Below are 13,829 nucleotides of genomic sequence, written 5' to 3' on the forward strand. Positions count from 1 at the left end.
TTTTATGACAACAACCTGCAACATGTTTAATATTCATGAAATACAAAGCTGTACGTTAATTTGTAGACATTTCCAGACAACTGTGTAACGCAAAAACAACAATAACGATTGTGAATTTGTAGCGACCCTAAAGATTGGAGTAACCGGATGGATGAAGCAGGCAAGAAAGTGACACATAAGATCACCATTTTACAAAAAATCAACCTGCCGCTGCTGATCTCCTGCATCGTTTTTATTTTTCTGACTTCCTGTGCCCATAAATCCTACGCAAAAACCTTGCGTGTCGAATACATTGAATATCCACCCTACTATTTTACATGCGAGGGCAGACCTTCCGGCTTACTTCTCGATCTGACTGAAAAAGTAATGAAGAAAGCCGGGGTCAATTGTAAATATATTTCCATGCCGTCAAAAAGAATCCTGTACAGAATCAGAAATGGACACCAGATTGCCTCGATAGGATGGTTCAAAACTGCAGCTCGTGAAAATTTCGCAAAATTCTCCATTCCGATTTATCAAAATAAACCTATCGGAATTCTATTTCGGAAAAAAGATGAACGCAAGTTCAAGGACTACAACACCTTGCGGGATATCTTGCAGAAAACGTCACTAAAGGTGGGGTTAATTTCAGGGCATTCGGAAGGAAAATACATTGATTCGCTCATTTCAGGCTCTCCGGCCAACACCAGTTATATTTCCGGAAAGCAGGAACAGCTGGTCAAGATGTTAAAGGCCGGACGTTTCGACTTCTGCCTGCTGGCTCCGGAAGAAGTACGCATGATTATTGAAAAATGCGGCTGCATCCCTGACAAATACATCTTCAGATCACTTGATGATATTCCGGTCGGCAACAAGCGCTACCTTATGTTTTCAAAAAATGTTTCGGATGAAACCATTGGAAGGATAAATAAAGCGATAAATGAAGTTCGCGAAGAAAACGCCCCTAATTAACTGATTATTCGGGCATTACCGCTGAAGAATTATTAAATGGCAAAGCAAAACACAACTCCAATAGACTTAAACCGCCACAGGTGTCATACTGGGATATGAATAATTTTCAAAAATCACCAGAATCCGGTTGTCAGTCCTATGCCTAACAAATCAATTCGAAACAACAGATCAAGAGTAGCAGTAATATTTATTTTCAGTCTTGCTCTACTCGCTGCCTTCAAAATCATCTTTATTTCGAATAGCTATGCCTACAAACTTGATGTCGGATATGTTGATTTCCCGCCCCATTCATTCACAACTGAAAATGGAACCGCCAACGGCACATTGATTGAACTAACAAACAGAATATTCAATAAAGCCGGGGTTGAGTACAATTATTTAAAAGTTCCGGCCCCGAGAATCCTCCTCAATCTCAAATATCTTGAAAACTATGCCTCGGTCGGGTGGTTCAAAAACAAGGAAAGAGAAAAATTCGCTAACTTCTCACTGCCGATTTACATCAATAAACCTATAGGCCTTCTTGTACGATTCAAAGACCGCCATAAATTTTCAGATTTTTCCACAATAGCATCTCTGCTGGAAAACACTAATTACAAGATTGGACATCTTAAGGGCCATTCTGCCGGACCTTACATGGAACCGATACTTAAACAGCACCCTGAAAACGTAACAAAAATATCCGGTACCAAAATCCAGATGATAAGGATGCTTATGGCGGGACGGGTTGACGGAGTCATCCTTGCTCCGGAAGAGATGCAGCCTCTAATACAAAAATCAGGATTCAAGCAGGACAATTTTACCCATATCTCCTTTGATGACATCCCCAAAGGGAACAAAAGATACCTGATCTTTTCCAAATCAGTAGCCCCGGAAGTCATCCAAAGAATCAACAAGGTTATCCTTGAGCTTGTCGGAAACCTTGAAGAACGCCCTGCTGCAGGCGAATCTCCCGAAAAATGATCCGTCCCTATCCGCCCACCTTTTCATAGAATTTCTTTTTGGCATATTCCGCACCGAGGACATACAGACCGACAATTCCCCACATGGCCGCCAGAAAAGTGAAGGACAAGGGCTTGAATCCCATCACTCCGGCCAGCGGACTGAACGGAATCAGGTGAACAAGCCCAACCACCGCAAGTGTTGCCAGAATCAGGTGTCTGCCGGGTCTGCTCCTGTAAAACGGCAATCTTGTTCTGATCACCAGTACAATGAGTGTCGCGGAAACTATAGATTCCAGAAACCACCCTGTCCTGAACTCTTCCGGTGAAGCATTCAGAATATAAAGCAGCACCCCGAAGGTCAGATAGTCGAACACAGAGCTGACCAGCCCGAATACGATCATGAATTTTTTGATGAAAGAGATATCCCAGCGGCGGGGCCGGTCAATGTAGTCGTTATCCACGTTATCTGTGGCAATGGTCATTTCAGGCAGGTCGGTGAAAAGGTTGGTCAGCAGCACCTGCTTGGGCAGCAGCGGCAGAAATGAAAGAAACAGGCTTGCTCCGGCCATGGAAAACATATTTCCGAAATTGGCACTTGTGGCCATGAAAACGTATTTCAGCGTGTTGGCAAAAGTCTTCCGGCCTTCTATGACACCGTGTTCAAGAACCGCGAGATCCTTTTCAAGCAGGACAATATCAGCGGTTTCCTTGGCTACATCAACCGCGCTGTCAACAGATATCCCCACGTCAGCGGCACGCAGCGCAGAAGCATCATTGATGCCGTCCCCCATGTAGCCGACCACGTCTCCGGCCTGTTTGAGCGCAAGTACGATATCCTCTTTCTGGTTAGGCTCAATCTCGGCGAACACATCCACCTCGCGAACCTTGCGGACCAGCGCGTCATCATGCATGTGGTTGATCTCGGTTCCGGTAAGAATAACAGGATTTCTTAGACCAATTTCATGGCCCACCTTTGCCGCGATATGCCTGTTATCCCCGGTGATTACCTTGAGGGAAACCCCCATGGCCCCGAGCTTGGCGACAGTCTCCACTATACCCTTTTTGGGCGGGTCCCAGAAAGCGAGAAAGCCCCGGAAAGTCATCTCCTGTTCATCATCCTTACCGACCTCCGCATCGGCGGGAAAATCTCTGGTAGCCACCCCCAGAACCCTGAACCCCTGAGAGCTGAACTCCTCAAACTTGTCCTGGACCTCAGTCCTCACTTCGGAGACATCCACTTTCCTGCCGTCAGCAGTCAAGGCTTTCGCGCAGCAGTCGAGGATATTGCTCAACGCGCCTTTTGAAATCAGCATTGAACCATCTTCGCCGTTCTTCCTGACCAGCACGGAAAGGCGTTTACGGATAAAGTCGTAAGGTATCTCATCGGTCTTGACGTATTCCGAAATATTGAATTCCCCGCTTACCCGGATAGCCTCGTCTATGGGGCTAGGATATCCGGTTTCCAGACTTGAATTCAAGTAAGCAAGGCGCAGTACATCCTTATTCTCCTGTCCGCTGATTGAATACGCTCCCTTCAACCGCACCGTTCCGTCTGTGAGTGTTCCTGTTTTATCCGAGCACAATACATTCATGCTCCCGAAATTCTCGATGGATGACAGACGCCGCACAATGACCTTGTGATCGGCCATAAGTCTCGCACCGTTGGCAAGGTTCACACTGATGATTGCGGGAAGCAGTTGAGGGGTAAGCCCCACCGCGAGGGCGAGTGAGAAAAGAAGGGAGTCCAGAATTGGTTTGTGGAAAATAACGTTCAACGCAAAAATGATCACTACCAGCACAAGGGTGACTTCCATCAGCAGGTAGCCGAATCTGCGGATTCCGCGCTCGAACTCCGTTTCTGCGGGACGCAGCTTCAAGCGTTTAGATATTTTACCGAACTCTGTATCCAGTCCGGTGGCGGCGACAACAGCCTTGCCTTTGCCGCTGACCACATGGGTTCCCATGAAAAGCGTGTTGATCCTGCCTGCCAGTGGTGTGTCCTTTTCACATATGCTGTTTTCCTTTTCCACCGGAAACGTTTCCCCGGTCAGAGCGGCCTCGTTCACAAAAAGGTCACGGGACTCGATTATACGGCAGTCACCGGGGATGCCTTTACCCGCATGAAGTTTGATCACATCTCCCGGGACAACCTCGTCCACGGGAACCTGCATGTGCTGTCCCCCCCTGAGGACTTCAGCCTTGGTTTCCACTGCTTCAAGGAGCGATTCGACCGCGCCCGCAGCCCCCTTCTCCTGCCAGAAGCCGAGAAGCCCGCTGACCAGAATGATGGCCATGATTATGATCGCGTCAGTGCTGTCGCCAAGGGCCACGGATAAAAGAGCGGCACAAATAAGAATTATGATGATGGGACTTTTGAATTGAGCTATGAGAAGGCTCATTGTGCCGTGGCTTTTTGTCTCCCTGAGAGTATTGGGACCGAATTTTTCAAGCCGTTGTCCGGCCTCGACATCAATCAGACCGTCTGTACAGGTGCTGAGTTCCGCAAGCACCGAATCGACATCCTTGCTCCAGAAGTATCTGCTCAAAGGGTCCATATCCGCTCCTTCTCAGATTGAAAGATGACTACAGTTATCAATTCCATTATGATAATAATGGAACAATTTGCAGATAAATACCCGACAAAGAAGATACAGAAGCGTTAAACGAGGGTTACAAACACCTTTAAATCACATTAAATCAATCAGATATAACTTATTTGATACTATTGGTTTTAGAGCTTGAACCATAAGCCCATCCCTGTTAGTCCGTAGCTGTTTTTTCTTGAACCCAAAACCACGAAGATAAAAATGCTCGAACCAGTCAAGTCCGTTCTTGGTAAAGGAACATCAATAAATTTCGATTTCACCTACTCTATCTGGTGGAACCTTCTTTTGATCACTATCGGGTCGACAATATGCTCGATCGCGGTGAAAAGTCTCGCTGTGCCCCACGAGTTCCTTGCGGGTGGAATTTTCGGACTCGCCTCCCTGGTCTATTACAAGCTGAATATACTTTCGCCGGGTTGGCTTTATATGATCCTCAGTATACCGTTGTTTGTTTTCGCATGGGTACACGTAAGCAGGAGATTTTTCTGGTACAGTCTGTACTCAACAATAATTGCCACCCTTGCTTACGAACTGCTGACTATCCCCATGCCCGTGCATAACCATCTGTATGCCGCGGTAGCCTGCGGCGCTATGCTTGGTTTCGGAGCCGGCACTGTGCTCAGGACACTGGGATCTAACGGCGGTCTGGACGTGCTTGCTGTTTACCTTTTCCAACGTTTCAATATCGGCATCGGCAAAGTATACCTTATATTCAACGCCACCTTGTTCAGCTTCAGTTTGCTTGAACTTTCGCTCGATATAATCATTGCTTCTCTCATACTCGTCTACATATCGGCGCAGGTTGTTGAGCAGACGCTTTCCATGTTCAACCAGAGAAAAGTAGTCTTCATCATTTCGAATAACGCCGAGATGATCTGTCACGACATCCTGCATGAACTCAAACAGAGTGCGACCTTTATCAAGGGACAGGGAGCCTACCTTCGTGAGGACAAAAACATCCTTATGACCGTAGTCAACAACATTCAGCTTAAACGTCTCGAAGAAATTGCCTTCCGCCATGATGACAAAGTGCTCTTCATCGTTGAAAACACGTTCGCCGTGATCGGTTCCAGTTTTTCACGAAGAAAAGTTTATTAATATCAATCAATCCCGCATCCCCCTAAAAGGACGCCCTTTAAAATATAAAGGTGCGTCCTTTTTCTTTAGCCAGACATCTTATCTGGACGTTAATGTTTTATGACGTTGACATCCTGATTCTTCAGTATTAATTGAAAATGAATTTCGTTTTCGCAACATAAACACAGTAATATAAAAAAGGGATAGCAAAACAGATTGATTATCACTGGTGCATGCTGCCCTTTCAGGCATTAACCAGATAAAATTTAACGGAGCACATTATGCTGGACGGAATCAACAGATTCGGAACCACCTCTGACATGATCATTCAGGAAGTGGAAATGGACGGGGAAAACAGGCTTATGGCTATTGATAACAAGGGAATCTACCTGACAGATAAACACAGGGTGGATAAAAAACACGCAGATATCAACAGGTATGGTGTCAGCCGTCAGGAAGTATGGCTGCTGCTGGATGAAAAAGGCTTTGATGTGGCGGAATTGTTTGAAGAGAACAGGCATCTGATCAAGACCACCACAGCTTCGAAAGGCAAAATGATGAACCCGCTCAAAGCATCTAAACGGGGCATGAAGTAAGGACAGAGTTCCGGCCCGTTTCTGATTCAGGGCGGGCCGTATTTAAAGCGGGGTCTGCATCGATGAGTAGAATTTATCCATAAGCTGATCAATTTCAGCGGAATCGGCATGGGACATAAAATGATTGAACTGAGGTAGCGGATGCCCGGTCACCCCTCCGCAGACCTGACACTGGCAGATATAAAAAGAAATGGATTCGTCAGTGTAGCAACTGTGAAGCGTAGATGAAAGCCGGGTAGCACTTTTACCATTAGCGTAGCAACTGCAGACAGGAAGCCTGGCTTTTTTCCTACCCAGATATGAAACAGCATAGAGTGACAGGCCGAGTAACGAGAACCCGAGCAATATTTCAATTTCCAAAATAAGCACCTCACATTAAAGTCAATGTATTATAGATTTAATCCAAGGCAAGTCAATTCAAAAAGGCATCTGATATTGCAGAGTCCATCAGTATGATTAAAAAAATTCAACTTTAACTATGCACCATTATCAAACCTGCAGATGTGAGAATGAAACAGTATGATCACATAAAAAAACACCCGTGAAGCAGAGAATGCTTCACGGGTGTTTTGAGTCTTCCTAAATGAGAACTGATCAAAAAATATCTTAGTAGTGGGTTACTCCGCCTACCTACGCTTGGGCATGGCGGCAGTAACAACCCAGTCCATCACCAAAGCGGGGTTGACATTATAGTTCAGTGATTCCTGCGCCTTACCAAGTACAAGGTCAAGGCGGCGCAATCCTTTTGGATCGAACAGGCCGGACAGAGTGTCTGCCGCGCGTGTGGATCGTGGATTCAGTAGCGCGTTTTTGAGCTCTCGCTGGCAGCCGTTCACCACTTTCAGGCCCAATTCCTTATCTAGGGCACCTTTCGCGGATGTCCTTTCAAACCAGCCCTGCCCCGAACGCCAGAATCTCAACATGCCGTCAACCCAGTCCGCCACTTCCTGAGAATTTTCAGCATCAGTAGGCCATGCAAGAGTTACCACCCAGCTGCGTGAGACCAATGTTTCCAGCAGTCTTTCACGTTGCGGGGCAGTCAGAACAAATACGTTACCCGGGCGCGGTTCTTCAAGAGTCTTCAGCAGGGCGTTGGCGGAGTTGCCATTCAGGTTCTGGGCTTCCACTACAACGGTAACACGGGTTCCGCCACCATTCGGCGGCTGGCCCCACACAGGAAGAAGCTCTCTGATAGATTCGATGGAAATGTCCTGCTTGAGCTTGCCAGTCTTCTCGTCCTCTTCACGGTCAATGAGCAGGAAATCATTAAAAGCATTCTCAGCAATCTGGACACAGGACTGGCAACTGCCGCAAGGGTCCTGACCCTGCTCACAATTAAGCACACAGGCCCAGTAACGGGCCATGTCCAGACGCTCTTCCGCACTGCCGCCCTCAATAAGCAGGCACTGCGGCGGCTTGGAAGCAAGCTTAGCAAATCTCGGTATAACCAGACTCTGTCTGTCTACTGTTTCTCTGATACTAGTGAACACTTTGTGCCTCCGGCGGCCAGAGGGGAAGGGGAGAGACCCTTTTGCTAACGCCCAAAAAGGGACTCTCCCCTTCCCCTCTGGACTCCCCTTCCCCTCTCTCCAAAAGACGTTTTAACAAGTCTTCGACAACGGGAACGGTAAAGTCTGGGTAAATATAATTTCAAATTACTTTGAGAAAATAAATTTCTGCAAAGGTGATTACACCATCCACTCTCTTCAAAAGACGTTTTACTTAGTCTTCGACAACGGGGACGGTAAAGTCTGGGTAAATATAATTTCAAATTACTTTGAGAAAATAAATTTCTGCAAAGGTGATTACACCATCCCCTCTCTCCAAAAGACGTTTTAACAAGTCTTCGACAACGGGAACGGTAAAGTCTGGGTAAATATAATTTCAATTACTTTGAGAAATTATTCGAAAAAATAAAGCTTCGCAACCCGCCAGTTATTCACAGAACAGATTCGAAGCCGGAAAATCAATCCCGCGCCAGAAATTACGAGGGAAAGAAAAATATAATAAATTATGTACTCTTAGAAGTCCCCAGCAGCGAAGCTTTAATAAAAAGTTCTGAAGGGGAAGGGGTCTGGGGAAGGGAAAACTCTTACAAGAGTTTCCCCTTCCCCAGCCGCCGGAGGCATCCAAATTATCTTACAATAGTCTGAGCGCGGTCGGGGCCAACGGATACGATGCCCACTTTTACGCCTGACAGTTCTTCAATGCGCGCGATGTAGTTGCGTGCAGCTTCGGGAAGTTCATCGTAGGATGAGACCTTGGTGATATCTTCCTTCCAGCCGGGCATGGATTCGTAGACAGGTTCCACGTGGGCCATACCGTTCTGCTCCTGGGGAGGATAGGCAACTTCTTCGCCGCGGTACTTGTAGGCTACGGCGATTTTGATTTCGTCGAGGCCGGAAAGTACGTCCAGCTTGGTCAGTGCGAACTCGGTGAGGTCACAGAGACGCGCGGTTTCGCGCAGAACGACCATATCAAGCCATCCACAGCGGCGTTTACGTCCGGTTGTTGCGCCGAACTCGTGACCGTTCTGCTGCAGGGTTTCGCCCACTTCGTCAAAAAGTTCGGTGGGGAAAGGTCCGGCACCGACACGGGTGGTGTACGCCTTGCAGATACCGATGATGCGTTCAAGCTGACGCGGTCCGCATCCGGAACCGGCGGCAGCGTTACCTGCTACAACGTTGGAGGAGGTAACAAAAGGATAGGTTCCGTGATCGATATCGAGATGAACGCCCTGCGCTCCTTCGAAAAGCACGTCCTTTCCTTCCTTGTTTGTATCCTGAATCACGCTGGAAACATCAGCGAGATAGGGGGCAACACGTTCGGCGATGGGCAGCATGTCCTGATAAACCTTTTCGGCATCAAGAGGCTCCACGTTAAAAAGTTTTTCAAAAAGAACATTCTTTTCGATAAGCCCTGCTTCAATTTTATCACGAAGCAGCTCGGGATCGGCGAGGTCAGCGGCGCGTACACCGATGCGGCTCATTTTGTCCTCATAACAGGGACCGATGCCGCGGCCGGTGGTTCCGATCTTGTTATCTTCGGATTTCATGGACTCGCGGCAGTTATCCATCAGCTTGTGATAAGGCATGATGATCTGGGTTTTCTTGGAGATCATCAGTCTTTCAGGAGAAACATCGACACCTTTTTCGGCCAGTCCGTCAATCTCCTTGAGGAATACCTCGGGATCAAGAACCACACCATTTGAGATAAGGCACTTTTTCCCTTCATGGAGCACTCCGGAAGGAATGAGGTGCAGGATACACTGCTCCCCTTCTACAACAAGGGTATGCCCTGCGTTGTTTCCACCCTGAAAACGAACAATCGCACCCGCTTTTTCAGCGAGCATATCGACGATCTTACCCTTGCCTTCGTCCCCCCACTGGGTTCCAACAATAACGGTATTAGACATTGCTAAAGCGCTCCTTCTACAGTATTTCCTCAAGCCTTATCCGAAGACCGGGATTTTTTTCTGTAATTTGATTACTTGCTAGCGGCACTGCGTCTGACGTATATAATTGAAAAAGGGGTCATTACGCGTACATAATAAAAATCCTTTTTCATCGGCCGATCATTTTGATACCTCACATGAACGGGGTATGCTAGCATAAAGCACGGCAGACGGGTTTTTATGCGTAAAAAATCTTTAGGGGAAATGTCAATACATCAAAGTAAATTAAATCACCCTCTGAGGGGGACTTTGATACTTTTTTCACAACATTTAGTCAATATTGTTGTGTATTTAGGTATTTTTGTTTTTTTTAACCACTTGTATTTTATCAAACATGAAATCCCTCTTCCCGAAATTTTACGTGTTGCGGCTGTCAAAACTGAACGAGTTTTCCCCCGGCTTTCTCCCTGGGGACCGGGTTTTGACCGCGAGCTGATTGACGACTTCGGGACTTTCAGCGGATCTGAGATTGAAATCTCAGCCTTCCCTACACACAGGGAAGCACTTGGCGCACTGCTCTCCGGTGAAGCCGACATCATGCTCGCCAGCGGATACAACCCCGACTCCCTGCCACGTTCTGTACCCATCGCCAAGGGGCCGGTCTATGAGAAGAATCCGCCGACCATGCTGCACCACATCCGCCGTTTTGAGCTGCGGACCCCCTTCGAGCTTTGCGGACTTGAAGTTTTTGTTCCCGGAAACTCAGACCTTCTTGAAGTTTTTGAGGGTCTCAAGGAACATCTCGACTGTAATCCACAACTCCTTACCACTGACAACGCCACCCATCTCGGCCCCCTGTTAAAGCTGAATCAGGACAAGTCCGTCCGCTTTCAACTGGTGGAAACCGGAGCACTGAAACCCATCAAGCCCTTTCTGCACAGGCTGCGCATCACGGACAGTTTCGGTGACGATCTTGAATACCGCTGGTACCTGCGCAAAGATGTTCAGGGTCTGAGCCAGACCGTTGAGGACTACTGGCACATGGTCAGCAGCAATGGAACACTGGCTGACAAAAGGGAAATGTACTTCGGGTTCATTCCCGAAGAAACCGACTTTTATGATCTTTATTCACTGCGCAAGGACATCCGGCAGAAGCTTCCGCTCTACTCCGGCTACATCCTGAAAGCAGCCCGAAAATATAAAGTCGACCCACTGCTGCTTACGGCAGTGATGTATCAGGAGTCCCGTTTTGACCCCCTTGCGCACAGCCGCACCGGAGTACGCGGACTGATGCAGCTAACCCGGGATACGGCAGAACTTCTGGGACTGAGTAGCCGGCTAGACCCCAAACAGGCGATCTATGGCGGTGCCCGGTATCTGAGATTTTTATGGGATAAATTCGAAAACAGGGACGTGGATGGATGGAACCGCTGGCTGTTTACCCTTGCCGCTTACAATCAGGGGCTGGGACACGTTTACGATGCCATTGATATCGCTAAATACATTAGCAAGAATCCCGCGACATGGCGTTCTCTGAAACAGGTTTTCCCCCTGCTCACCAGCAGTAAATACCATTCGAAAACACGCCACGGCTACACACGAGGGTATGAAGCCGTGGATTACGTGGACAGTGTTCGTTACTACTACTATATTATGAAAGGACTAGCTGTCCTTCCGGGGCTTGAGCGTAAGTACCTTGCCCCCCTTGCCGGAAGTTCCTGATGATTTGCCGTCCTTTTTAGGGGCTCCTTCAAAGAGGTCATTCTCTCCCTTACCGGGAACAAAGTCGGGACGCGGAGACATGGATTCAGGTCCGCAGGATTCGGCCCAGTGGTAATTAAAAAGCTGGTTCTTGAGACGCACAGCCTGTATCATCCCGAAAACAACCGCGGCTTCTTCCCATTTACGGGTGGGCTCAAAGTTGGCAACCTCGGCTTCATATTTATTCCATAATTCGACCAATGAAGCCTCATCGTAGGCGTTGAGCTGTTTTGCAAGCTTCAAAAGAGCCTTTTCCATATAACCTTCTGACATATATTCTCCCTGAGTGGTGATAAATCGGAAGAGTTAAAAATATTGTTGAATTTTCTAACCATTCCGGCGCAATGATCCTAGCAAAAAGGTCCCCGATACCGCAATTTAAAAAATTGCCCACCGGAAAAGCCTATGCTATGAGCGCATCAACCTTCCAGTAAACTCTTATCGGAGAACTAAAATGAGCGATCTTAAAAAGATGTACAAGACCTTGCAGCAGGACCCCTTTCCCGCTGACATGACCCTCACAATGGGCGACCAGAAACTCACCTTCAAAAAAAGAACCTGGGATATCGACGGCGAGACCAAAGGTCTGCGTTACGGCGAAAACCCGGATCAGCCCGCGGCACTTTACGAGCTTGCCTCAGGTGCGCTTGAATATGACGGAATCAAATTTCGCGGCGAAGGTCAGGGACTTGTTTCCGCCCTCACCGAAGATCACATGATTCAGGCCGGTAAACATCCCGGTAAAACCAACCTCACCGATGTGGACAACGCCCTCAACATTCTGCAGTACCTCACTGCAAAGCCCGCGGCAGTTATCCTCAAGCATAACAACCCCTGCGGCGCGGCATGGACCGAAGAAGGCGTCGGCACAGCTCTGCGCAATGCCTTCAACGCCGACCGTATCGCCGCTTTCGGCGGAGCAATCGTTGTAAACCGTCCCATGACCATGGAAGCTGCCGAAGTTGTGGACTCCGCATACTTTGAAGTAGTTGCAGCTCCCGCTTACGAAGACGGTGTTCTCGATGTACTCAAAAAGCGCAAGAACCTGCGCATTCTGCAGATCCCCGGTATCAACGATCTTGAGAAGCTCCTCGGGCAGCCTTTCCTCGATATCAAGTCGCTCATGGACGGCGGCATGGTTGTGCAGTTCTCTTTCCGCAACCGTATTCTCGATGCAGAAGATTTCATCCCCGCAACAGCGGAAAAGGACGGCTCCACCTACTCCGCACGCACCCCCACCAAGCAGGAAGCTGACGACATGCTTTTCGCATGGGCGGTTGAAGCGGGTGTTACTTCCAACTCCGTTATTTTTGCGAAAGACGGTGCTACCACCGCCATCGGAACCGGTGAGCAGGACCGTGTAGGCTGCGTTGAACTCGCAGTCACCAAGGCCCGCACCAAGTATGCTGACGGTATCTGCTTTGATAAATTCCAGATGTCCCTGTTCGAACTGAAGCTCAAAGCCCTCAAGGACGAGCAGGCTGCTAAAGATCTCGCTGAAATAGAAGCTCAGGCTGTAGCTGAAAAAGGCGGACTCAAAGGGTCTGTTCTCGTTTCAGACGGCTTCTTCCCCTTCCGTGACGGCGTGGACCTGTGCATGGCTCAAGGCATCACCGCCATAGCTCAGCCCGGCGGCTCCATCCGCGACCATGAAGTAATTCAGGCCGTGAACGAAGCCTCCCCGCAGGTCGCCATGGTCTTCACCGGCCAGCGTTCTTTCAAGCATTAGGATTTTGCCTCCGGCGGCCGGGGAAGGGGAAACTCTTGCAAGAGTTTCCCCTTCCCCGGACCCCATCCCCTTCAGAAACTTTTATTAAGGCTTCGCCCTCTTTTACGATAAATATCGTATTGACCCTACTAGACGACTGGTCTATTTCTAAATCCATATGAGCGAAAACACCAAGCTGCACATAATTGAAACCGGAGCTGATCTTATCCACAAAAATGGATTCAGCAATACCGGGCTTCAGGCGATACTCAAAGCCAGTGGAGTTCCCAAGGGATCTTTTTATTACTACTTTGATTCCAAGGAAGCTTTTGGTGTTGAAGTTGCCAAGTATCTCGCAAGCCGTTTTGCTGAGAATTCCGGACATCTTCTGCGTGATGGGACACTGCCACCGCTTCAAAGGTTGCGTAAGTTTTTCGGATTCTTTCGTTGCTACTTCGAAGAACAGGGCTGGTCACGCGGTTGTCCCATCGGTAATCTTGCGCAGGAAATGGGCGATCTTTCCGAGCAATTGCAGTCCGAGCTGACACTAATATTCGATGGCATGACCGGGGCTTTGGCTGCGGTGATCAAAGAAGCTGCAGACTCGGGACAGATTTCAAAATCGCTTGATCCGGCAATAACAGCCAGATTCATTCTTGGTGCATGGCAGGGAGCGCTGATCCAGATGAAAGTCTACAAAAACGGAGATCCGCTAGATAATTTTGAGCACACTGTTTTCGAACATATTCTGAAATAATTGGATTTTGGACCCGTTTCACTCTCGGGTCATTTTTT

At 48.2% G+C, this 13,829-nt stretch carries 12 protein-coding genes; 7 read left to right on the forward strand and 5 right to left on the reverse strand.

Features of this window, described 5'->3' with window-relative positions:
* Nucleotides 1-147 precede the first annotated feature (147 nt).
* Nucleotides 148-951 carry a substrate-binding periplasmic protein gene (locus tag ACZ5PW_RS14735; RefSeq protein WP_464555046.1) on the forward strand — a complete coding sequence of 268 codons (804 nt, stop codon included), beginning with the start codon at nucleotides 148-150 and terminating at the stop codon, nucleotides 949-951.
* 138 nt (nucleotides 952-1,089) lie between these two features.
* On the forward strand, nucleotides 1,090-1,911 hold the full coding sequence (locus tag ACZ5PW_RS14740) for a substrate-binding periplasmic protein (protein WP_464555048.1): 822 nt from the start codon (nucleotides 1,090-1,092) through the stop codon (nucleotides 1,909-1,911).
* 7 nt (nucleotides 1,912-1,918) lie between these two features.
* On the opposite strand, the gene mgtA is transcribed toward ACZ5PW_RS14740, so the two are convergent.
* A complete protein-coding gene (gene mgtA, locus ACZ5PW_RS14745; protein WP_464555052.1) occupies nucleotides 1,919-4,447 on the reverse strand; it encodes a magnesium-translocating P-type ATPase in 2,529 nt (842 codons plus the stop codon).
* Between the two features lie 252 nt (nucleotides 4,448-4,699).
* Between mgtA and ACZ5PW_RS14750 the strand changes: the two genes are divergently transcribed.
* Nucleotides 4,700-5,596, forward strand: coding sequence for a YitT family protein (locus ACZ5PW_RS14750; RefSeq protein WP_464555055.1), 897 nt, complete (start codon nucleotides 4,700-4,702; stop codon nucleotides 5,594-5,596).
* Between the two features lie 260 nt (nucleotides 5,597-5,856).
* Nucleotides 5,857-6,171, forward strand: a complete 315-nt coding sequence (locus ACZ5PW_RS14755) for a hypothetical protein (protein WP_464555058.1) — start codon at nucleotides 5,857-5,859, stop codon at nucleotides 6,169-6,171.
* A gap of 42 nt (nucleotides 6,172-6,213) precedes the next feature.
* Here ACZ5PW_RS14755 and ACZ5PW_RS14760 read toward each other — a convergent pair whose 3' ends face one another.
* The 3 genes from ACZ5PW_RS14760 to ACZ5PW_RS14770 form a co-directional block, all read right to left on the reverse strand.
* Nucleotides 6,214-6,531 (reverse strand): hypothetical protein, encoded by a 318-nt coding sequence (locus tag ACZ5PW_RS14760; protein ID WP_464555062.1) that lies wholly within the window; start codon nucleotides 6,529-6,531, stop codon nucleotides 6,214-6,216.
* Nucleotides 6,532-6,797: 266 nt separating this feature from the next.
* Nucleotides 6,798-7,661: a DNA polymerase III subunit delta' gene (locus ACZ5PW_RS14765; protein ID WP_464555064.1), complete on the reverse strand. Its 864-nt coding sequence runs from the start codon at nucleotides 7,659-7,661 to the stop codon at nucleotides 6,798-6,800.
* Between the two features lie 644 nt (nucleotides 7,662-8,305).
* The gene (locus ACZ5PW_RS14770) at nucleotides 8,306-9,586 is read right to left on the reverse strand and encodes an adenylosuccinate synthase (protein WP_464555065.1); all 1,281 of its coding nucleotides are present in this window, start codon (nucleotides 9,584-9,586) and stop codon (nucleotides 8,306-8,308) included.
* 357 nt (nucleotides 9,587-9,943) lie between these two features.
* Here ACZ5PW_RS14770 and ACZ5PW_RS14775 point away from each other — a divergent pair, with 357 nt between their 5' ends.
* Nucleotides 9,944-11,287, forward strand: coding sequence for an MltF family protein (locus ACZ5PW_RS14775; protein WP_464555068.1), 1,344 nt, complete (start codon nucleotides 9,944-9,946; stop codon nucleotides 11,285-11,287).
* Here ACZ5PW_RS14775 and ACZ5PW_RS14780 read toward each other — a convergent pair.
* Nucleotides 11,228-11,599 carry a hypothetical protein gene (locus tag ACZ5PW_RS14780; RefSeq protein WP_464555069.1) on the reverse strand — a complete coding sequence of 124 codons (372 nt, stop codon included), beginning with the start codon at nucleotides 11,597-11,599 and terminating at the stop codon, nucleotides 11,228-11,230. The two genes, ACZ5PW_RS14775 and ACZ5PW_RS14780, sit on opposite strands and share 60 nt — an antisense overlap.
* 181 nt (nucleotides 11,600-11,780) lie before the next feature.
* Between ACZ5PW_RS14780 and ACZ5PW_RS14785 the strand changes: the two genes are divergently transcribed.
* Both ACZ5PW_RS14785 and ACZ5PW_RS14790 read left to right on the forward strand, forming a co-directional pair.
* Nucleotides 11,781-13,055, forward strand: coding sequence for an IMP cyclohydrolase (locus ACZ5PW_RS14785; RefSeq protein ID WP_464555072.1), 1,275 nt, complete (start codon nucleotides 11,781-11,783; stop codon nucleotides 13,053-13,055).
* A 157-nt stretch (nucleotides 13,056-13,212) separates the two neighbouring features.
* On the forward strand, nucleotides 13,213-13,791 hold the full coding sequence (locus tag ACZ5PW_RS14790) for a TetR/AcrR family transcriptional regulator (RefSeq protein ID WP_464555075.1): 579 nt from the start codon (nucleotides 13,213-13,215) through the stop codon (nucleotides 13,789-13,791).
* Nucleotides 13,792-13,829 lie beyond the last annotated feature (38 nt).

It is taken from the genome of Maridesulfovibrio salinus (genome assembly GCF_055394525.1).

Bases quoted from the DNA above. Each gene is read 5' to 3' on its own strand.
- ACZ5PW_RS14750 (WP_464555055.1), top strand. From the start codon at position 4,700: ATGCTCGAACCAGTCAAGTCCGTTCTTGGTAAAGGAACATCAATAAAT.
- ACZ5PW_RS14785 (WP_464555072.1), top strand. From the start codon at position 11,781: ATGAGCGATCTTAAAAAGATGTACAAGACCTTGCAGCAGGACCCCTTT.
- ACZ5PW_RS14790 (WP_464555075.1), top strand. From the start codon at position 13,213: ATGAGCGAAAACACCAAGCTGCACATAATTGAAACCGGAGCTGATCTT.
- ACZ5PW_RS14770 (WP_464555065.1), bottom strand. From the start codon at position 9,586: ATGTCTAATACCGTTATTGTTGGAACCCAGTGGGGGGACGAAGGCAAG.
- ACZ5PW_RS14740 (WP_464555048.1), top strand. From the start codon at position 1,090: ATGCCTAACAAATCAATTCGAAACAACAGATCAAGAGTAGCAGTAATA.
- ACZ5PW_RS14755 (WP_464555058.1), top strand. From the start codon at position 5,857: ATGCTGGACGGAATCAACAGATTCGGAACCACCTCTGACATGATCATT.
- mgtA (WP_464555052.1), bottom strand. From the start codon at position 4,447: ATGGACCCTTTGAGCAGATACTTCTGGAGCAAGGATGTCGATTCGGTG.
- ACZ5PW_RS14735 (WP_464555046.1), top strand. From the start codon at position 148: ATGGATGAAGCAGGCAAGAAAGTGACACATAAGATCACCATTTTACAA.
- ACZ5PW_RS14780 (WP_464555069.1), bottom strand. From the start codon at position 11,599: ATGTCAGAAGGTTATATGGAAAAGGCTCTTTTGAAGCTTGCAAAACAG.